The sequence below is a fragment of the Paenarthrobacter sp. 2TAF44 genome (assembly GCF_052114885.1).
Taxonomy (GTDB): domain Bacteria; phylum Actinomycetota; class Actinomycetes; order Actinomycetales; family Micrococcaceae; genus Arthrobacter.
Genome location: NZ_JBFRFP010000013.1, coordinates 189493 through 210231, shown reverse-complemented (window position 1 = coordinate 210231; position 20739 = coordinate 189493). Strand labels below are relative to the sequence as shown.

The 20739-nt window shown below is 61.8% G+C and carries 16 protein-coding genes; 10 read left to right on the top strand and 6 right to left on the bottom strand.

What is annotated here, in order from left to right; genetic code table 11:
- The first annotated feature begins 5 nt into the window (after positions 1-5).
- The 3 genes from AB4Z15_RS14710 to AB4Z15_RS14700 all read left to right on the top strand — a co-directional run bounded on the left by AB4Z15_RS14710 (position 6) and on the right by AB4Z15_RS14700 (position 2413).
- A complete protein-coding gene (locus AB4Z15_RS14710; RefSeq protein ID WP_442017847.1) occupies positions 6-815 on the top strand; it encodes a TrmH family RNA methyltransferase in 810 nt (269 codons plus the stop codon).
- A 142-nt stretch (positions 816-957) separates the two neighbouring features.
- Positions 958-1215 carry a type B 50S ribosomal protein L31 gene (locus AB4Z15_RS14705; RefSeq protein ID WP_216925747.1) on the top strand — a complete coding sequence of 86 codons (258 nt, stop codon included), beginning with the start codon at positions 958-960 and terminating at the stop codon, positions 1213-1215.
- 88 nt (positions 1216-1303) lie between these two features.
- On the top strand, positions 1304-2413 hold the full coding sequence (locus AB4Z15_RS14700) for a lipoyl protein ligase domain-containing protein (RefSeq protein WP_442017846.1): 1110 nt from the start codon (positions 1304-1306) through the stop codon (positions 2411-2413).
- Here AB4Z15_RS14700 and pepN read toward each other — a convergent pair.
- Complete coding sequence (pepN, locus tag AB4Z15_RS14695) at positions 2410-5013, bottom strand: aminopeptidase N (RefSeq protein WP_442017845.1); 2604 nt, start codon at positions 5011-5013, stop codon at positions 2410-2412. The genes AB4Z15_RS14700 and pepN overlap by 4 nt on opposite strands.
- Positions 5014-5017: 4 nt before the next feature.
- Complete coding sequence (locus tag AB4Z15_RS14690; protein WP_442017844.1) at positions 5018-6082, bottom strand: YeiH family protein; 1065 nt, start codon at positions 6080-6082, stop codon at positions 5018-5020.
- 111 nt (positions 6083-6193) lie between these two features.
- Here AB4Z15_RS14690 and AB4Z15_RS14685 point away from each other — a divergent pair, with 111 nt between their 5' ends.
- From AB4Z15_RS14685 to AB4Z15_RS14675, 3 genes are all read left to right on the top strand, one after another.
- The gene (locus AB4Z15_RS14685) at positions 6194-7750 is read left to right on the top strand and encodes a circularly permuted type 2 ATP-grasp protein (protein WP_442005357.1); all 1557 of its coding nucleotides are present in this window, start codon (positions 6194-6196) and stop codon (positions 7748-7750) included.
- An 82-nt stretch (positions 7751-7832) separates the two neighbouring features.
- Positions 7833-8759: an alpha-E domain-containing protein gene (locus AB4Z15_RS14680; protein WP_216925742.1), complete on the top strand. Its 927-nt coding sequence runs from the start codon at positions 7833-7835 to the stop codon at positions 8757-8759.
- Positions 8756-9607, top strand: coding sequence for a transglutaminase family protein (locus tag AB4Z15_RS14675; protein ID WP_442005356.1), 852 nt, complete (start codon positions 8756-8758; stop codon positions 9605-9607). The genes AB4Z15_RS14680 and AB4Z15_RS14675 overlap by 4 nt, the downstream gene beginning before the upstream one ends.
- Positions 9608-9683: 76 nt before the next feature.
- On the opposite strand, the gene AB4Z15_RS14670 is transcribed toward AB4Z15_RS14675, so the two are convergent.
- Together AB4Z15_RS14670 and glgC are read right to left on the bottom strand one after the other, a co-directional pair.
- Complete coding sequence (locus AB4Z15_RS14670; RefSeq protein ID WP_442017843.1) at positions 9684-11135, bottom strand: SDR family NAD(P)-dependent oxidoreductase; 1452 nt, start codon at positions 11133-11135, stop codon at positions 9684-9686.
- A gap of 75 nt (positions 11136-11210) precedes the next feature.
- On the bottom strand, positions 11211-12623 hold the full coding sequence (gene glgC / locus AB4Z15_RS14665; RefSeq protein ID WP_442005354.1) for a glucose-1-phosphate adenylyltransferase: 1413 nt from the start codon (positions 12621-12623) through the stop codon (positions 11211-11213).
- 93 nt (positions 12624-12716) lie between these two features.
- Here glgC and glgA point away from each other — a divergent pair, with 93 nt between their 5' ends.
- Entirely contained in the window at positions 12717-13913 is a 1197-nt protein-coding gene (gene glgA / locus AB4Z15_RS14660) for a glycogen synthase (protein WP_442017842.1), read from the top strand.
- Between the two features lie 135 nt (positions 13914-14048).
- Here glgA and AB4Z15_RS14655 read toward each other — a convergent pair whose 3' ends face one another.
- Together AB4Z15_RS14655 and AB4Z15_RS14650 are read right to left on the bottom strand one after the other, a co-directional pair.
- Entirely contained in the window at positions 14049-16202 is a 2154-nt protein-coding gene (locus AB4Z15_RS14655) for an acyl-CoA dehydrogenase family protein (protein WP_442017841.1), read from the bottom strand.
- 46 nt (positions 16203-16248) lie between these two features.
- The gene (locus tag AB4Z15_RS14650) at positions 16249-17049 is read right to left on the bottom strand and encodes a TetR family transcriptional regulator (protein WP_442017840.1); all 801 of its coding nucleotides are present in this window, start codon (positions 17047-17049) and stop codon (positions 16249-16251) included.
- On the opposite strand from AB4Z15_RS14650, the gene AB4Z15_RS14645 reads away from it, so the two are divergent.
- Genes AB4Z15_RS14645 through AB4Z15_RS14635 form a run of 3 tightly spaced genes read left to right on the top strand, consistent with a single transcriptional unit; the run spans position 17048 to position 20706 of the window.
- The gene (locus AB4Z15_RS14645; RefSeq protein WP_442017839.1) at positions 17048-18436 is read left to right on the top strand and encodes an acetyl-CoA C-acetyltransferase; all 1389 of its coding nucleotides are present in this window, start codon (positions 17048-17050) and stop codon (positions 18434-18436) included. The genes AB4Z15_RS14650 and AB4Z15_RS14645 overlap by 2 nt on opposite strands.
- Positions 18437-18445: 9 nt before the next feature.
- Positions 18446-19786, top strand: a complete 1341-nt coding sequence (locus AB4Z15_RS14640; RefSeq protein ID WP_442017838.1) for a 3-oxoacyl-ACP reductase — start codon at positions 18446-18448, stop codon at positions 19784-19786.
- Positions 19783-20706 (top strand): MaoC/PaaZ C-terminal domain-containing protein, encoded by a 924-nt coding sequence (locus AB4Z15_RS14635; RefSeq protein WP_442017837.1) that lies wholly within the window; start codon positions 19783-19785, stop codon positions 20704-20706. The genes AB4Z15_RS14640 and AB4Z15_RS14635 overlap by 4 nt, the downstream gene beginning before the upstream one ends.
- The last annotated feature ends 33 nt before the right edge of the window (positions 20707-20739 follow it).

The window sequence follows — 20739 nt, the reverse complement described above, 5'->3', positions numbered from 1 at the left end:
ACCCGGTGACGTTCCACTACCTTGAGTCCGCGGATGATCCCCGCGTGACCGACTACACCACCCTGACCGATGTGCACCTTCGCAAGCTCCGCGAGCCTAAGGAAGGCATGTACATCGCCGAATCCTCCAAGGTTCTTCGTCGGGCGCTGGCAGCAGGTCATCAGCCACGTTCCTTCTTCCTGGCTGAGAAGTGGCTGGAAGACCTCGACGACGTTTTCCGGGCCTATCCCGACGTTCCGGTCTTCATCGGCAAGGCCAAGCTGCTGGAAGAAATCACGGGATTCCACCTGCACCGCGGAGCGATGGCAGCCATGCACCGTCCGGAACCGGTGCCGCTCACGGAGCTGCTGGCCGGTGCCCGCCGGATTGCCGTACTGGAAGACATCGTGGACCACACGAACGTCGGCGCCATCTTCCGTTCAGCTGCCGCCTTGGGAATGGACGCCGTGCTTGTTTCGCCGCGCTGCGGGGACCCGCTGTATCGCCGGAGCGTCCGGGTCAGTATGGGAACGGTCTTCCAGGTTCCCTGGGCACGTCTGGAAAGCTGGCCGGGCGACCTCGAAAGGCTCAAGGAACAGGGCTTCACAGTTGTCGCTATGGAATTGACCGATGACGCTGTTGACCTTGACGAACTCGCTGCCCGCAACATCCCCAAACTCGCTCTGGTACTTGGCACGGAAGGTGCCGGAATGAGCGCAGAGACGCTTGCCGCCGTCGACCTCGCCGTCAAGATTCCGATGCGCGCCGGAGTCGATTCACTGAACGTCGCATCCGCCTCGGCAGTGGCGTTCTGGGAGCTTCGCCCGCAGGACTGAGCCTGGTTCGTGCACCCGGCTGGTTTCGGCTATGATTGATTGTTGGCCCGGCCGCTGGAATTTCTACATGGCAGCAGGCGGACCACCTCCATTCATACCTGGCAGCTGGCAAAATCCAGTTGCGTGAACAAAAGGTCCCATTATGAAGTCTGATATCCACCCGAAGTACGAAGCTGTTGTTTTCAACGACCTGGCTTCCGGCACGAAGTTCCTGACCAAGTCGACTGTGTCTTCCTCGAAGACCATCGAATGGGAAGACGGAAACACCTACCCGGTTATCGACGTCGAAATCTCTTCGGAGTCCCACCCGTTCTACACGGGCAAGCAGCGCATCATGGACTCCGCTGGCCGCGTCGAGCGCTTCAACGCTCGCTTCAAGGGCTTCGGCGGCACGAAGTAACCCACTTCACCCCAAAGCTTTTCGAAAGCCCGCATCGCTGGAATTTCCAGCAATGCGGGCTTTTTTGTTTTCCGGCAAGATGGAACGCATGACGTCCCAGCCCGTACCCCAAAAGCCCACTGACTACATTGACGACGGCGCCACTCGCCTTCACGGGGAGTATAAAGTTCCCGGCGGCAAACTCGTGGTGGTGGATCTGGACGTCCAAGGCGGCCTCTTGGCCAACGTTTCACTGAGTGGCGACTTCTTCCTGGAGCCGGACGAAGCCCTGCAGGACATCAATGCGGCGCTGACGGGCCTGCCTTCGACGACGTCGGCTGCAGACATCACTGCAGCTGTCTCAGCCGGGTTGCCCCCAGGGTCCGTTCTTTTTGGATTCTCGGCGGAGGCCGTGGCAGTGACCGTCCGCCGTGCGCTGTCCAAAGCCACAGGCTGGTCCGATCACCAATGGGAAATTATCCCGCCTACGGTCCTGCCCACCGAGGTTAACGTCGCACTCGATGAGGTCCTCACGGAAGAAGTCGGCGCGGGACTGCGAAATCCCACCCTGCGGTTCTGGGACTGGGAGGAACCTTCAGTGGTGATCGGGAGTTTCCAGTCCGTTCGCAACGAAGTCGATCCTGAAGGCGTATCCAGGCACGGCATCACGGTAGTCCGGCGGATCAGTGGTGGCGGTGCAATGTTCATGGAAGCCGGCAACTGCATCACCTACTCCCTCTACGTACCGCAGACGTTGGTGGACGGCATCAGTTTCGCTGATTCCTACGCCTTCCTCGATGCATGGGTCATGGCGGCGCTGGAGAAGCTTGGCATCACGGCTTTCTATGTTCCCCTCAATGACATCGCCACTGAGCAAGGCAAGATCGGTGGCGCCGCCCAGAAACGGCTCGCCAAAGGAGGCATGCTGCACCACGTGACCATGAGCTATGACATCGACGCCGACAAGATGGTGGAGGTCCTGCGCATCGGAAAGGAAAAGCTCTCAGACAAAGGCACGCGAAGCGCCAAGAAGCGAGTGGATCCATTGCGCCGGCAGACCGGCTTGGCCCGCGCCGCCATCATTGAGGCCATGCAGGAAGTTTTTACGGAACGGTACGGCGCAGTTGAGTCCCGCGTGTCGGACGACGAACTTTCGGAGGCCAGGAAGCGGGTGGAAACGAAGTTCGGCACAGAGGAGTGGTTGTACAGGGTTCCCTAACCGGCGGCCTGCGCCGTCAGCGCCCGTAGCAGGTGGCTGCGCTGTTCGATGATGATGCGGCGCAAAGCGCGGGGTGCATCGGCATGCTCATGCAGCCACCGGTCAGTCTTCACCAGCACTGGATGCGTGATCGGCTCCATCCCGGCGGCTAAATCCTGGGCGCTGGGGTAGAGGCCCCTGACGATCCTGCCTGCGATTTCGATACTGCGCTCAGCCCAGACACGTTCCAGGCATTCAAAGTAGGGCTCGATGTATGGGTCCACGAGGTCTCTGGGCGCAATGGTGAAACCCGTGATTGTTGCACTGAGGATCTCGTTGGACAGGCCAGTGGTGTTGACTGCTGCGTCCCATGCTCCAGCCTTTACGGAGGGGTCAGGGCGGGCTGAGGAGGCTACTGCATGGCCTTCACGGCCGGAGGCCGTCTTGTCCGCCTCAAGTTCAGCCTCCAGCTCGCGCTGCGTGGCTTGTCCATGGGCGGCCAGGGCCTGCCAGAAACTCCAGCGCAGTTCAGCATCAACGGCCAGGCCCTCAATAACAGTGCCGCCTTCCATGATGCCCCGCAGCAGGGGGAGCTCGCTGTCGCCGTGCCTGGAAACATCGGCCAGGGTTCTGGCCCACGCAAGCTGGTGGTCGGATCCAGGGGCTGCGGATTGCAATTGGGCGGCGGCGACTGCCAGGAAGTCCTTACGCGCGCCTTCCCGCATGACAGCGGGGACATAACGTTCAATAGCGGTGGCCGCATTTCCCAGCACGTTCAGGAGGACGCCGATGCCGGTTTCGGTGGCTGCGAATTGTTCGACGGCGGCAACGTACCGAACCGCTGGCGTAGCGCCATCCCGAGCCGAATCCCACAGTGCGGTCCAGCACAGGGCACGTGCCATGGGGTCCTGGATGGTGCCCAGGGAACTGCGGACCGTGTGCTCCGAAATGACGTCCAGCCGCACCTTGGCGTAACTGAGGTCCTCATCGTTGACCAGCAGCAGGGCGGGCCGGGGCTTCCCTGCCAGTTCGGCCACCAGCGTGCTCGGGCCAGAGACGTCCAGCTCGATGCTCTCTCGCCGGACGAGGTGGCCGGAGGAATCGGGGTCATACAGGCCCAACCGGAGTCGATGGGTCCGCAACTCCTGCCTGCCGGTCAGGGGGTCGATTGCATCCTGTTGGAGCGTCACGGTGCCCATGATCCCGTTGTCATCAACGATGTCCGCCGTGATCGTGGAAATGCCCGATGTCTGCAGCCACTGGCGCGCCCAGCCGGCAAGGTCCCTTCCCGACGCGACGCTGAGCGCCTGCAGAAGGTCCTGTAGCGAGGTGTTGCCGAACTCGTGGTCCCGGAAGTACTGACGGGACCCGGCAATAAAGTCATCAAAGCCTACGTAAGACACCAGTTGCTTCAGAACAGAGGCCCCTTTGGCATACGTGATTCCATCAAAGTTCTGCTTGGCCGCCTCGAGGTCCGGAATGTCAGCAACGATGGGGTGCGTGGTAGGCAGCTGGTCCTGTACATAGGCCCAGGCTTTGCGTTTGCTGGCAAAATTCACCCATGCGGTATCCCAGTCAGTGGCGCGGTCCACGCCGAGGGTCCCCATGTAGTCAGCAAAGGATTCCTTCAGCCAGAGGTCATCCCACCAGGTCATGGTGACGAGGTCGCCGAACCACATGTGGGCCATCTCGTGCATCAGTGTGTTGGCACGGGCCTGGTACTGGGCGTCCGTTGCCCGCGAAGCGTAGACATACTTCTCGGTGAAGGTGACCAGCCCGGGGTTTTCCATTGCGCCGAGGTTGTACTCGGGCACGAACGCCTGATCGTATTTGCCCCAAGGATAGGGGTAGTCGAAAAGTTCGTTGAAGAACGCCAGCCCGCTCTTGGTCAGCCGGAAGAGTTCATCGGCATCGAACGACTCCGCCAAAGACGCGCGGCAGTAAAGGGCCAGTGGCACGTCAAGGCGGGTGCCGTCGTCGAGAGTTGCTCCCCAATGATCCGTCGCCTTGAAGTAGGGCCCGGCGAGGATCGTGGTGATGTATGTGGACATCCGCTTGGTGGTGGCAAAGTCCCAGCAGCATGCTGCCGCATCATCCGCTAGAGGCGTTCGGGCGGTCTCCACGCCATTGGAGGCGACTTCCCAGCCTGCCGGAGCGATCACGTGGAAAGTGAATTCGCCTTTGAGATCGGGCTGCTCGAAGTTGGCGAAGACGCGGCGACTGTCGGCCGGTTCGTACTGGGTGTAGAGGTAGCACTGGCCATCGGCGGGGTCGACAAAGCGGTGCATGCCCTCTCCGGAGCGGCTGTAGAGCGCTGTCCCGGTCACAGTGACGGTGTTTTCGGTGGCGAGGCCTTCCAGGATGATTCTGTCCCGGTCCACGGCACGGTCAACATCAAGCTCCCTGCCGTTCAGGACCACGGACTTCACTCCGCCACTGATGAAATCCAGGAAGGTAGCTGAACCGGGCTTGGCTGAAAACCTGATGGTGCTGGTGCTCGTGTAGCCGGCGGTTGCGGGATCTGCCGCGTCGCGGACATCGAGGGTGACCTCGTAGCTGTGGGTTTTGATCAGGGCTGAACGTGTTGCGGCTTCGTCGCGCGAGAGATTGTGATTCGACACACAGCTATCTAATCATGATCCATACGGCGCCCAGGCCCAGCGTTGCGATCAGCAGCCACGATCCCAGTGCAACAGCAACGGCACGGCCACCGGTATGAACCAGGGTGCGCACCCGCACGGCGGAACCGAGCCCAAACAGGGCGGTCGCAAGCAGGATGTCCTGTACTCCGGCGGCGGCTTCCAGAGCTGCCGGTGGCGCCCACCCCAAGGTGCGGACGCCCACCATCGCGATGAAGCCGAGGACAAACAGAGGGACAATCGGCGGGAACCTGCCGTCGCCGTCGTGCTGTCCTGATTGACCTGGTACCCCATTGGACCGCCGCCGGACGTGCATCGCCCGCCGGTGGAGCCCTGCCGCGGCCGCGATGGGCGCCAGAAGCACCACTCGCGTCAATTTAACGACGACGGCGACAGCCAGCGCCGCTGTCCCCGCAGTTTGGGCGGTGGCAACCACTTGACCGACATCATGCACGGATGCACCGGTCCAGGCTCCGAATTGTTCCGGGTTCAAGCCCAGGGGGTGCATAAGGAGGGGGAGTACTCCAATGGCCAGAGTGCCGCACAATGTCACCAGCGCCACGGGAAGAACAGTGTCCTGATGCTTGACCCGCCGTACCGCTGCCATGGCACCGATGGCAGACGCACCACAAATGGAAAACCCTGTGGCGATCAGGAGGGCCGCCTCGTCCGGAAGGCGCAGGATCTTCGCGAGTCCATATGTCCCGGCGAAACTCAGTACTACAACGGCCGCAATCAGAAGCAGTGACAACCACCCCAATCCCAGGACGTCGCCCATGCTCACCTTGAGTCCAAGCAGGACGATTCCGGCACGCATGAGGTGCTTCCCGGCGAAGTCCAGGCCTGGCCGGGCGCGCCCCGCCGCCCAGACAGCAGTGCCCGGTATATTTGCAGAGAGCAGACCCAGTGCAACAGCAAGCGTCATGACGGGAATGACCCCCAATGCCGGAAATACCGTGTGGACGGTAAAGGCGACCCCCGTTGCGGCAATACTCAGGACCAACCCCGGCCCCAGCCGGGACAGGTGGGGCGCAAGACTGTTCAAGGGCATGCCTCAACCCTGCCGGATGGGGGCACCGAAAGGCGAACCGGGAGTCTCCGGAAACCGCGACACAATCAGTGCGAAATGCGCTTGACTCAAAAAGGTGATTGTCTAATTCCCATGTCTGACCTATTTCAGGATTATTCCGAGGCCGCTGCGCGCAGCGGTGCCTACGACGAGATGTTCGCTCCCGGCCACGTCGCCAGAAAATCCTACGGTCAGGTCTCCGGTGCACTGCGCGAACTTTCCCTGGCCGATGTCACCGCCCGCGCCGATTCCATGGCACGTACGTTCCTGGACCGCGGTGTGACGTTCGACTACGCGGGGGAGGAGCGGCCATTCCCGCTGGATATCGTCCCGCGCGTTATCCCCGCCGATGAGTGGGACGTCCTTGAGCGCGGCGTGGCGCAGCGGGTCAAGGCCCTTGAAGCATTCCTCAACGATGTGTATGGCCGGATGGCCGTGGTGGCTGATGGCGTCATTCCCCGGCAACTCGTCACCACAAGCGCCCATTTCCACCGTGCGGTTCACGGCTTCGAGCCTTCCGGTGGTGTTCGCGTCCACGTCTCAGGCATCGACGTCGTCCGTGATGCCGAAGGTACCTTCCGTGTCCTCGAGGACAACGTCCGGGTCCCCTCCGGCGTGAGCTACGTACTGGAGAACCGCCGTGCCATGGCAAAGGGCCTGCCGGAGGCATTTGGCCAACAACACATCCGGCCGGTGGAGGAGTACCCCCGCAGGCTCCTCTCAGCGCTGCGCAAGACCGCACCGGCCGGCGTCGACGATCCCACGGTTGTGGTGCTCACACCTGGCGTGTTCAACAGCGCTTATTTTGAGCACACCCTCCTTGCCGGACTCATGGGCGTGGAATTGGTGGAAGGCCGGGACCTGATCTGCCGCGGCAACCGTGTGTACATGCGGACCACAGCCGGCGAACAGCGCGTGGATGTCATCTATAAGCGAATCGACGACGACTTCCTGGATCCGCTGCAGTTCCGTTCCGATTCCATGCTTGGTTGCCCTGGCCTGGTCAACGCCGCCCGCGCTGGTGGCGTCACCATCGCCAACGCCGTTGGCAACGGCGTAGCCGACGACAAGCTCGTGTACAGTTACGTGCCTGACCTGATCCGGTACTACCTTCACGAAGAGCCAATCATCGCCAACGTCGACACTTTCCGGCTTGAAGAAAAGGAAGCCAGGGAACATGTTCTGGACCGCTTGGAGGAGCTTGTGGTCAAGCCCGTCGATGGTTCGGGCGGCAAGGGCCTGGTCATCGGTCCGGATGCTTCCAAGGAAGAGCTTGACGCTTTGCGGAAGCGCGTGATTGCAGATCCGCGCGGCTGGATCGCACAGCCCGTTCTTCAGCTCTCCACTGTCCCCACGCTCTCCGGAGACAAATTCGGGCCGCGGCACGTGGACCTCCGCCCCTTTGCGGTCAACGACGGCGACGACGTCTGGGTCCTTCCCGGCGGCCTGACGCGTGTGGCGCTCAAGGAAGGTTCCCTGATTGTGAATTCCAGCCAGGGCGGTGGTTCCAAAGACACCTGGGTGTTGGCCAATTCGCCACAAATGCCTGCCGAGATCATTCCCCGCCAGTCCGTGACGGTGCGCGAGCAGGTTTCTGTGTGGCCCGTGGAAAGCAATTGGCGGGACCGCCAAACGGAGCAGCAGCAGTGAGCCGGATCGCAGGCCTCAGCGGAATCCCTTCTCGATCAAACCCTGAACTTCGACAAGCACCACGCGAAGGAGGCGCAGTTTCATGCTGAGCCGTATTGCCGAGTCACTTTTCTGGATCGGACGCTATGTGGAGCGGGCCGACGGCACTGCCAGGATCCTGGACGTGCACCTGGAGCGCTTGAACCACCTGCCCCTTGAGGAGCAACGCAGTGTGGCCCGCGAACTCCTCGCCGTAATGGGCGCAAAACCACAAAGCGAAGACTTCGGCCTGCCGGAGTTGCTGCACGCACTTGCCTATGACAAGCAGAGCGCATCCTCCATCGCGGGCTCGCTTGGCGCCGCACGTGAGAATGCGCGCAGGGCGCGGGAGACCGTCTCGCAGTCACTCTGGGAAAGCCTCAACACTACGTATTACGGCCTCAGCCAGCATCGCAAGGACGTCGTGGGAACCTACCGTTTCTGCAACTGGGTCCTTGAGCGGACCGCCATGGTGCGCGGCCTGGCCGACACCACCGTCAGCCATGACGAGAGCTGGCTGTTCATGGTGCTCGGGCGTTCCCTTGAGCGTGCCGACATGACAGCACGCATGCTGTCCACGCGGGATGTGCAGTCCGCGGGAATGTCGTGGGTGAACATGCTGCGCTGCGCCGGAGCCTATGAGTCCTTCATCCGGACCCGGAGGGCCGCATTTGGCGACCAGCACGCAGCCGAGTTCCTCCTTCTGGACCGTTTGTTCCCGCGCTCGATCGTCTACGCCCTGCGCGACGCGGACGAGTGCCTGGCAAAGCTGGATCCTTCAGCACAGCGGGTCGGCTTCATCAATGATGCGCGTCGGATTGTCGGGCAGGCCAGAACGTTCCTTGAGTTCCACCGGACGGATGACCTGATGTCCGAATTGCCAGAGCATATGGAACGTGTGCAGAAGGCCGTGACCCAGGCTTCGGACGCGATTTCCCGTAAGTACTTCAATCAGGCTGATGAGCACGCCTGGGTGGGAGAAGTTTCATGACCCGGCTGAGCATCGTCCACAAGACGGCGTACAAATACAACCGACGCGTGACGTTGTCCTACAACGAGGCGCGGATGACTCCGTTGACGGACGGCCAGCAGGTGGTCCTGGAGTCCTCGCTGAAGGTTTCACCCAACCAGGCCTCGGTCAGCACGTACCGCGACTACTGGGGCACGCGGGTCACCGCCTTCGATATGCAGATGCCCCACGAGAGCCTCGAAGTCCTTGCAACGGCCACGGTGGAAGTGCACCGGACCGAGCGCGTGGCAACCGAGGACGACATCGTGGGCTGGGACGTCATCGCCTCGGAGAAGGTCCAGGACGATTTCAGCGATTGGCTGCCCCAGTCCCGCTTGAGCGGTCCGGGCGAGGAAGTCCTCGGCATCATCCCAGGGGTAGTCGACGGTAAGAACCCCCATGAGGCGGCCTTGGCGGTCTTTTCCTGGATGGCCGGCGAGATGACGTACATGAAGGGCACCACGGGTGTCACGACGAATGCCGAGCAGGCGTGGACCCAACGCCAGGGTGTCTGCCAGGACCTTGCCCATTTGGCCATTGGTGCATTGCGTAGCCGGGGCATTCCAGCGCGCTACGTTTCCGGATACATCCATCCGCGATCGTCCGCTGACATCGGCGAAACGGTTGCCGGGCAGTCCCACGCCTGGCTGGAGTGGTGGGACGGGGAGTGGCGAAGCTGGGATCCCACCAACCATAAGCCTGCCGGCGACTACCACGTGACCGTGGCGAGGGGACGGGATTACCGGGATGTTCCGCCGCTGAAAGGTATTTTGTCCGGCGGCGGAGGTTCGGGGCTATCCGTTTCCGTGGAGATCACCCGCCTCGCATAAGCGGTTAATGAACAGATATGGCCCCCAAGAAAGCACTTGGGGGCCATATCTGTTCACAAGTCGAGGATTTTTTGATCTACCAGGGGGAGGGCTTGTAGTCCTTGAGGAACACTCCATACTGGTCCTCGCCATTCTCACCCATCACGATGGGGTCATACACGCGGGCAGCACCGTCCACCAGGTCCAAGGGCGCGTGGAATCCTTCTTCCATCAGCCGCACCTTGGTGTAATGCGGACGTTCATCGGTGATCCAACCGGTGTCCACGGCAGTCATGAGGATGCCATCGGAATCCAACATTTCCTGCGCACTGGTGCGCGTCATCATGTTCAAGGCAGCTTTGGCCATGTTGGTGTGAGGATGCCCCGGACCCTTGTAGGCACGGGAGAACTGCCCCTCCATGGCCGAAACGTTCACGATGTACTTTCGCCTCGCCGTTGAGCGTTTCATGGCATCGCGGAGGCGGCTGACCAACAGGAACGGAGCTGTGACGTTGCACAGCTGCACTTCGAGCATTTCGAGCGGATCCACTTCGTCCACTACTTGCGTCCAGCTGTTGATGGTGGCGAGGTCCGGCACCAGCCCGCCGGCATCGATAGCCGTTCCGGATTCAATCCGGGCCAAAGACGCCGAGCCTGTAGAGAGCGCCAGGGAAGTGATCGCGTCTCCGGCAAGGACAGGATGTTCGGTGACGCTGCTGGCCAGGGCCAGTGGATGCTTGTCATGGGCGTGGCCGAACGTGACAAGCTCGGGCCCTCCGTTGGAAGCCTCCAATGCCGCCGGCAAGGGCTCGTCCTCGGCGTCAACCAAGGGTTTGTAGGCGTTACCGGTCCGCCGCACGGTTTGCGCGGCATTGTTGATGATGATATCCAGCGGACCGGCCTTGTTCAGGGAGTCCGTAAGGGCCATCACCTGGGCGGGATCACGGAGGTCGATGCCAACGATCCGTAGACGGTGCAGCCAATCCGCGCTGTCTTCCATGGCCGCAAACCGACGTGCCGCGTCTTTGGGGAAGCGCGTTGTGATGGTGGTGTGGGCACCATCCCTGAGCAGGCGGAGCGCAATGTACATACCAATCTTGGCGCGGCCACCGGTCAACAGGGCATTGCGACCCGTGAGGTCCGTGCGGGCATCGCGTTTGCTGTGGCTGAACGCAGCGCACTCGGGGCACAGCTGGTGGTAGAACGCATCCACCTGGGTGTAGTGCTGCTTGCAGATGTAGCACGGGCGTGAACGGATCAGGTGACCCGCGACCTCGCCGGTCGCTGAAGGAGCGAGCTTGTTGCCGCGGGTTTCGTCGTCAATGCGGTCCGGTGCAGCTGTTGCCGTGAGGGCAATGACTGCACGGTCCGCTTCCGCGATCAGATCCCGCTTGGTGACGCGGCGGTGCCGCTTGACGGCTTTGAACATTTTGCCCGTTGCGCGGCGGACCGCGACGTAGTCCGGGTGCTCCTCGTCATAGACGTGGATTGTGGTCAGAACCTTGAGGCAGGCCTGGATCTCTTCAGGCGTCAGATCGGTGGAGCTCATTGACCTGATTTTACAGCCTTGGGAGCCTGGGGCCTGCCTCGGGTTCTACCAGCGCAACCGGTGATGAAGGGGAGCCTAGCGGCCAGCGCCGTTTGACGCTGCGTCTACTACCCGGGCCTGGATTCCGGCAGCTACCTTTTCTGCAGAATCCCGGATATCGGGGTCATCCTGCGTCGCAGCCTTAACGGCTTCCGGCAGGCCCCGGCGGTACTCTGCGGACAACGCGAGCTCCTCTTCGCCAGGTTCAGGTACAAGCTGTCCCTTGGCAAGGACTGTGATCCCGGATTCCGTGACCTTATATCCACGGGCCTTGTCCAATGCCGGGTCCAGTCCGATAGCGGCGCCGGCAGGGACCTTGACATTCTTGTCCAGGATTGCCCGCTTGATCACGGCACCTTCGCCGACGCGGACCTTATCCATCAGTACCGAGTCCTGGACACGGCTCCCCGCCTCCACGAAGACGTCGTTGGAGAGCACCGAACCTTCAACGATCCCGCCTGAGATGACCACACCGCTGGCCACGATGGAGTCCAGGGCGGTACCCACCGTGCTGTTTCCACCGCGGACAAACTTGGCGGGAGGGGAAATGCTCTGGCGGGTGTAGATGGGCCATTCGGAGTTGTAGAGATTAAAGATGGGAACGGGGGAGATAAGGTCAACGTGGGCGTCGTAGAAGGAGTCGATGGTGCCAACGTCCCGCCAGTAAGTACGGTCACGTTCCGTTGCACCAGGGATGTCGTTGAGCGTGAAGTCATAGACTCCGGCCTCACCCTTGTCCACGAAGTAGGGAATGATGTCCCCGCCCATGTCGTGCTTGGTATCCAGTCGCTCAGCGTCAACATGAAGCGCCTCAACGAGGGCGTCGGCATTGAAGACATAGTTGCCCATGGAGGCGAGGAACTGGGTGGGATCGGCCGCAAGTCCTGGCGTGCTGGCCGGCTTCTCCACGAATGCCCCGATCTTCTGGGGATCGTTCTGGTCAACTTCAATCACACCGAATTGGTTGGCCATGTTCAGCGGCTGTCGCACGGCTGCTACGGTAGCCTTCGCGCCACTGGCAATGTGCTGTTCCACCATTTGGGAGAAATCCATGCGGTAAACGTGGTCTGCGCCGACCACAACCACGATGTCCGGAGCGTCGTCGTGAATGAGGTTCAGCGACTGATAGATGGCGTTGGCGCTGCCAAGGAACCAGCTCTTGCCGACGCGCTGCTGCGCCGGAACGGAAGCTACATAGCGGCCCAACTGTGTGGACATGCGCCAGGTCTCGGAGATATGTCGGTCAAGGCTGTGCGATTTATACTGCGTCAGAACCACGATTTTCAAATATCCCGAATTGACCAGATTCGATAGTGCAAAGTCAATAAGCCTGTAGCCCCCGGCGAACGGAACTGCTGGCTTGGCCCTATCCGCCGTCAAAGGCATGAGGCGATTGCCTTCGCCGCCAGCCAACACGATTGCCAATACTTTCTTCAACGCCATGGTCATAGCTCCCCGTACGTCTTCGTAGCCCCCAAAAGTCCGATTTTCCGGACCCTTTCACACTAGAACACATAAGCCGGAACGACTACGTTGGGTAACGTGCGAATAGACATTGTGACTAAAGAATTCCCTCCGGAAATTTATGGCGGTGCCGGTGTCCACGTTGCCGAGCTCAGCCGTGTGCTGGCGAAGCACGTGGATCTTCATGTCCGGGCGTTTGGCGCCCCACGTGATGCCGACTACCATGGGGCCACCGTGGCCTCCTATGCCACACCCCAGGACCTCGGCGATGCCAATGCTGCCCTCCAGACGTTGGGCGTGGATCTTCGGATCGTTCCGGACATTGCGGGAGCGGATCTCGTCCACTCGCACACCTGGTACGCCAACATGGCAGGACACCTCGCTTCGCTGCTGCATGGCATTCCCCATGTACTGAGCGCCCACAGCCTGGAGCCGTTGCGTCCATGGAAGGCCGAACAGCTCGGCGGCGGCTACGCGTTGTCTTCATGGGTGGAGAAGACAGCCTACGAAGCTGCTGCGGCGATCATCGCCGTATCCGATGGAATGCGGCAGGACATCCTGCGCAGCTACCCCGAAGTTGACCCGGCCAAGGTCAGGGTTGTCCACAACGGCATCGACGTTTCCCTGTGGGAACGGGACGAAGAGGACGACGCCATCCGCGCGCTGGGCATAGATCCCGCCAAGCCAAGTGTGGTGTTCGTTGGCCGGAACACCCGCCAAAAGGGCGTCCCCTACCTGCTGCGCGCAGCGTCCAGCCTTCCCGCCGATGTTCAACTGGTCCTCTGCCTGGGCGCAGCTGATACTCCCGAATTGGCAGCTGAAACAGCACGCCTCATTGAGGAGCTCCAAAGCAAGCGTGAGGGCGTGATCCTCATTGAGCGGATGCTGCCGCGCCGGGAACTCATCCAGGTCCTCAGCCATGCCACCGCATTCGCCTGCCCCTCCATCTACGAACCGTTGGGCATCGTGAACCTTGAAGCAATGGCTTGCGGCGCCGCTGTGGTGGCAAGCGCAACCGGCGGCATTCCAGAGGTTGTCCAGCATGGCGAAACCGGCTTGCTGGTCCCTTTGGAGCAGGTTACCGACGGTACCGGGACGCCGCTGGATCCACAGAAATTTGTGGCCGACTTCGCTGCAGCCCTGAACGAGGTAGTGGCAGATCCAGAGCGCGCCCGCAAGATGGGCATGGCCGGCAGGCGCCGCGCCGAGGAACATTTCTCGTGGGAATCGATCACTGAAACCACCCTTGAGGTATACCGCTCCGTTCTTAACTGAGCACCCTTAACTCAGCCCGGCCCGTCCGGAAAAGCAGTCAAGACCACGACGGCGCCGCCCCCTTGAGCGGGGGACGGCGCCGTCGTGGTTTGGCGAAACTTCCTAAAAAGTTCACTGACGGGAAATCTCGTACTGTTACCGCGACTTTGACGCTTTCAGGGCCAGTAGTGACTTCTCGTCGGCTGGTGCGGAGCCGCTGGCCCGCTGTTTACGGAAGTGCGTGCTGGCCTCATCCTGGCGGCTTGCTTCAGCGCCGGTGGCGATGGCTGCGCGCAGGTGCTCGGGACCGTAGCCAAACGCGTCCACGAGGTCCAGCGCGTGGGGACGGATCTTGACCAGCAACCGGTTGATGTAGGTCCCCACGGTCCGGCCGCGTTGCATCGAGAGCCGCCCATTCATGAGATACCAGGACAGGTGCTTCTCAATGAGCGACAGTCCGAACAGGTCCCGCAGCCAAGTGAGGACCCGCTTGGTTCCCTCATCGGAAACCTCAGCCAGGGCCTCCGTGAAGGCTTCCCATTGAAGGAGCTCTGCATGGGCTTGGGCGGCTTCGATGAGTTCATGCTGGTGCTGGTTGAACAGGGCTGCCGCCTGATGCTGCGGCAACTTATTGGCCCCCTTCAGCGCAGCACCTACTTCGGCCACCATGGACTGCACGCGGTCAGTCAGCAGGGTCCGCTGGCCTTCCTCGTCGCGCAAAGCCAGCGCTGCTTTCTGCACCGAACCCGTGTCGGCTACGAACTGGGCAACCTGGCGAAGGCCCGTCCTGTGCAAGGCGACACCCGCGGCCTGGTCCACTACATAGCGTGCAAGCACGCCGAAGTCCGCGCTGCGGAATTCCTTGGCATAGTCGGCAAGGAGGCGCTTGGCCACCAACTGCAGCAGGACGGTGTTGTCGCCTTCAAAAGTCACGTAAACGTCGAGGTCCGCGCGCAACGAGGCAAAGCGGTTCTCGATCAGGAATCCTGCGCCACCACAGGCTTCGCGGCATTCCTGCAGGGTGTCCAGCGCGTGCCAGGTGCTGAGGGGCTTCAGCGCTGCCGCCAAGGTTTCCAGATCCTGGCGGTCGGCGTCGGTGTCGTGGGCACCGGAGAAAACGTCGTCGAACTTTTGCAGGAGCTGCTCGTGGGCAAAACTCGCGGCGTACGTCGTGGCAAGCCGGGTGAACAGGCGCCGCTGGTGACGCTGATAGTCCAGCAGGACTTCCTCATCAGTGGGGGAGGACGCATTGAACTGACGGCGCTCAGTGGCGTACTGAATGGCTGTTTTGAGCGCAACCTTGCTTGCTGCCACAGCTGCACCGTCCAAGGAGACCCGGCCTTGGACCAAGGTTCCGAGCATCGTGAAGAAGCGGCGACCCGGGCTCTCGATGGTTGACGCATACGTACCATCCACAGCTACGTCGCCGTAGCGGTTCAGGAGGTTGGTGCGGGGGATACGGACATCGGTGAAATGGAGCCTGCCGTTGTCGATGCCGTTGAGGCCGCCCTTGATGCCGTCATCCTCCCCGCCGATGCCTGGCAGGAATTCTTTGGTAGTAGGGTCGCGCAGTTCTACGTAGAAGGCGTGGACGCCGTGGTTAACGTTCTTGGTTACCAGCTGCGCGAACACGACGGCGGCCAAGCCATCGTTCGCGGCGTTGCCGATGTAGTCCTTCCAGGCTGCCCGGAAGGGGGTGTTGATGACAAACTCCTGGCTACCCTCGTCATAGGTGGCCGTGGTGGCGATGCTTGCGACGTCGGAGCCGTGGCCCGTCTCCGTCATCGCGAAACAACCCGGAATTGCCAGACTCATGATGCCGGGGAGCCATTTGTCGTGGTGCTCCCGGGTACCAAGGTGCATGACAGCGGAGCCAAAGAGGCCCCATTGAACGCCAGCCTTGATCTGCACGGAGGGGTCCGCCGTGACGAGCTCTTCGAATCCGGCAATATTGCCGCCGTGATCATCGGAGCCACCCAGGCGCGTGGGGAACGCCCGGTGGACAGCATTGTTATCCACCAGGAACTTCAACTGCTCAAACACGCGGGCCCGGTGTTCCGTGTGATGCAGGCCTTCGATCTTCTGGACATCGGGATGACCTGCTACTTCGCGGGCTTGGTGCCGGATGTGGGCCCACTTGCCCAAGAGCTGCTCACCCAGCGCAGCGACATCGACCACCGGGTCCGCACCCTGCTTGCCAGAGTCACGGCCTCCGGATCCACTGGTGCCGAATGCGCTATTGCGGGTGGCCGCATCCTCGCGGCCTGAGGGTTGTTGGGCTGATGCCGCCCGGTCCACTACTTCAGTCATGTTGATTCCTTCTTTGGTTCCTACAACTGATGGGTCGTTGCTCATGTCACGTTGTTGTTTTGAGTTCGGGTGCGATGCCCAGGCACAGCCAGTCCGTGATGTGTCCGGCCATGGCTGCCTGATTCGGTTTCGTCTCGGAGGCAGGGCTTCCAAGCCACATTTCGCCGGCGTTCCGAACGAGCCCAATGGCTGCAGTGGGCCAATACTCGATCAAAGCCTCTTTCTCTGTACCGAGGTACTGCCGCATGGGTGTGGCGATCATGTCCGTGATTTGTTCGAAGAAGTTTCCCAGCGCACCCGACGCCGCAATGGCATCCTGTGAGGAAGCTTCCCCGGGCGTCAGCCGGGTGATGAACGCATACACGTTGGGGCTGGATTCCGCCATTTGCAGGTAGGCCGAGACCATGGCGTAGAGCCCTTCACGTGGCGTCTGCGCCAATTGGGCCGCTTCTTTCATGCGGCGCTGCATTTGCCCCAGCACCACTTCTCCCATCGCCTGTTGAAGGCCTGCCTTATCGCCGAAATAGCGGTAGTAGACCGACTTTGAGGTGCCCGCGGCACCGGCGATGTCTTCCATGGACGCCTCGCTGCCCAAGGCGTGCACAGCCCTGCGTGCTGCCTTGATGAGCTCGCGCCGACGCTCCTCGCGATGGCTCTGCCACCTGGCAGCACGCCCATCTACGGCAGGATCCGGGACGGCACTGCCGGACTCCGCTGCGGTATCAACAGCGCCAGCGCGGGAAGAGGCAGGAGCGTGCGGAAATTCTGTACGACGACGGTTCACGATACCCAGCGTATCAGGTACGCTGGGTATCAGTAACTGGTATTCATCGAAGGAGTCAAGCATGGCTGCAGCAGACGGACCCGCGGGCACGAACACAGGTACAAACAGCTTCGCAAGCGCAGAGCAGAGTGCCGAACAGAACAAGGGCATTCAAGGGACGCGTTCTGCCGTGATCGTTGGAGGCAACAGGATTCCGTTTGCCCGGACGGGCGGCGCTTACCTGAAGTCCTCCAACCAGGACATGCTTACTGCTGCGCTGGATGGACTGATCGCCCGCTTCGGGTTGCAGGACGAGCGGATCGGTGAAGTAGCAGCTGGGGCGGTGCTGAAGCATTCACGGGACTTCAACCTCACCCGGGAGGCGGTACTGGGTTCGGCGCTATCTCCAGAGACACCTGCATACGACCTTCAACAGGCATGTGCAACGGGACTGGAAACCGTGCTTGGGCTTGCCAACAAGATCAAGCTTGGCCAGATCGATTCCGCGATCGCCGGTGGTGTTGACTCCGCGTCCGATGCCCCGATTGCTGTCAGCGAGGGGCTGCGGGAGATCCTGCTGGACCTCAACCGTGCCAAGACCTCCGTCCAGAAGCTGAAGATCCTGGCCCGTATCCGTCCAAAGGATCTGGCCCCGGATGCTCCCAACACCGGCGAACCACGTACCGGCCTCTCCATGGGCGAACACCAGGCCCTCACCACGGCACAGTGGAAGATCAGTCGGGAGGCACAGGATGAACTCGCGTTCAACAGCCACCGCAACCTCGCCGCCGCCTACGAACGGGGCTTCTTCGACGACCTCATCACTCCCTACCGGGGCCTGAACCGGGACTCCAATCTGCGGGCGGACACCACATTGGAGAAGCTCTCCACGTTGAAGCCTGTCTTTGGCAAGAACCTGGGATCCAAGGCCACGATGACGGCCGGCAATTCGACGCCACTGACCGACGGTGCGGCAACCGTGCTGCTTGCCACCCAAGAGTGGGCGGACAGCCGGGGCCTGCCCAAACTCGCCACCGTCCTGGATGGTGAGGCGGCCGCCGTCGACTTCGTCCACGGCAAGGACGGACTTCTGATGGCGCCGGTCTTTGCCGTACCGCGCCTCCTGGCCCGCCATGGGCTGACTCTGGAGGACTTCGACTTCTTCGAAATTCACGAGGCCTTCGCCGGAACCGTCCTCAGCACCTTGGCTGCCTGGGAAGACGAGGACTTCGGACGAACGCGGTTGGGGCTGGACGGCGCTTTGGGAAAGGTGGACCGCGCCAAGCTCAACATCAACGGTTCCTCGCTCGCTGCCGGCCACCCATTCGCCGCAACCGGTGGCAGGATTGTGGCTTCGCTGGCAAAGATGCTCCATGACAAGGGGAGCGTGGACGGAAGGCCGGCACGTGGCCTGATTTCCGTGTGCGCCGCCGGCGGGCAGGGCGTTGTTGCCATTCTGGAAGCAGCCTAGGGGAGCGTGATGACAGACAAGTACACCAAAATCGTCAGCAAAGGACTGGGCAAGGACGTCGCCAAAAGGCTGGGCCTGCCACAGCCTGTTGAGCTGCGTCGACACCAGCCAGGCGCACCGCTCATTATGGGGCCGGTGCTGGTTAACGGCGACAGCCTGGGCGCAGATGACCTCGCCACCACGCTTCTTGGTTGGGGCCTGGACATCCGCCGTCATGCGTTGCCCAAGGAAAAGCTCGGGGCCATCATTGTTGTCCTCGACGCCGTGCAGCACCCGGAAGATCTGGGCAAGCCAGTCCTGACAATTGGCGCTTCCTTGCGGGACCTCGCACCCAATGGACGCGTCATTACCGTCTCAAGGACGGCCAGGTCGGCACCTGCGCCCGCTTCGGCCGCCGCCCGGCAGGGCATCGATGGCCTTCTGCGTTCACTGGCCAAGGAATTGCGTGCTGGAGCCACGGCGAACGGCATTCTTCTTGACGAGGACTTAGCCACCACCAGCCCATCCACGCTGGGGGCGCTCCGATTCTTCCTTTCCGGCCGCTCCGCCTACGTGGATGGCCAATTCCTGACGATCAGTTCGTCCTCCGGCAGCCTCCCCTTCGACGCCGACAAACCCCTTGCCGGAAAAGTTGCCGTTGTCACCGGTGCAGCGCGGGGCATTGGAGCGGCGATCGCCCGTACGCTCCACCGTGATGGCGCGAAAGTTGTGCTGGTGGATATTCCTGCAACAGGCGACCATTTGGCGGCGGTCGCCAACGAGGTCCATGGAACCGCGCTCCAGCTGGACATCACCCGCGACGACGCCGGTCACCGGATCATCGACCACGCAGTGGAACGCCATGGCCGGCTCGACATCGTAGTCCACAACGCTGGCATCACCCGCGACAGGCTCCTGGCCAACATGGATGAGGGACGCTGGCAGTCTGTCATCGCCGTCAACATCGCTGCGCAATTGAGGATCAACGGGACCCTCCTGGCATCGGAGCACTTCAAGGACAAGCCGCGCATCGTTTCGGTGGCATCCACCAGCGGGATTGCGGGTAATCGAGGCCAGACCAACTATGCCGCGTCCAAGGGCGGCGTGATCGGAATGGTGCGCTCAACAGCGCCGCTCATGGAGTCCTTCGGGGGGACGATCAACGCCGTTGCGCCAGGGTTTATTGAAACAGAGATGACGGCCCGGATGCCGTTCGCCATCCGGGAAGCAGCGCGAAGGGTCAATTCCCTCAGACAGGGTGGCCAGCCCCAGGACGTAGCCGAAGCCATCGCTTTCCTGGCGAGCGATGCCGCGGGAGGAATCTCGGGCGAAGTCCTTCGCGTGTGCGGGCAGCAAATGGTGGGAGCATGAGCAAACCCCAGCCCGTCATCCTTGGGGAGCTGCCGTCGCTGTCCAAGCTCTACATGAATGCCGCGGCAACTGCCGCTCGACGGCGGGTCCTGGGGTCATCGACGGGGCAGGCGACACTGCCTGCCGCTAGCCACGAGGTCAAGGGAGTCCAGGCGGACGTCGCCAATCTCACCGCCTACCAGCACCTTCTGGGGGAGACCGCCAGTGACATCCTGCCAGCAGGTTTCGTCCACGCGCTTGCGTTTCCGGTGTCAATGAGTGTCATGAACCGGGATGACTTTCCCTTGCCATTGCTCGGGATGATCCACCTCAGGAACCATGTGGAACAGCGGGTTCCCATCCAGTTCACAGAAGCCTTGGACATCCGGTCATGGTCGGAGAACCTGTCGGGTCATCGGGCGGGGACGCAAGTCGATGTCATCGCCGAAGTCCGCTCGAGTTCGTCAGGCGCGCTGCTGTGGCGGGGAATTTCCACTTACCTTGCGAAAGGGGTCTTCCTGCCTGGCATCGACAAGCCAGGAAACTCAAGTGGCTCCGGTGATAATGGCGGCTTTTCTCCGCCGGACCCTACGGCCCTGTGGCAACTCGACCTGGACATCGGCCGTAACTATGCCGCCGTCTCCGGCGACTTCAACCCCATCCACCTGAGCGTTCTATCGGCCAAAGCCTTGGGTCTGAGAGGGTCCATTGCCCACGGCATGTACCTTGCCTCCCGGGCGTTGGCAGACGTCGGTGCGGTCAAGTCGGATGCCTTCACTTGGGACGTGGCGTTTGAAGCGCCTGTGTTCCTTCCGGCCCGGGTGGCGCTTGACATCTCCACCATCCAGTCGGAAACCGGGGCTTGGCAGCGTTCGTACTACGTGGCGTGGAACCCACGCAGCGGTCGGCGTCATTTCAGGGGCGGCGTGGCGCCCTTGTAGGAACCTGCTGAATTCTGCGAGGACCTGACTGAG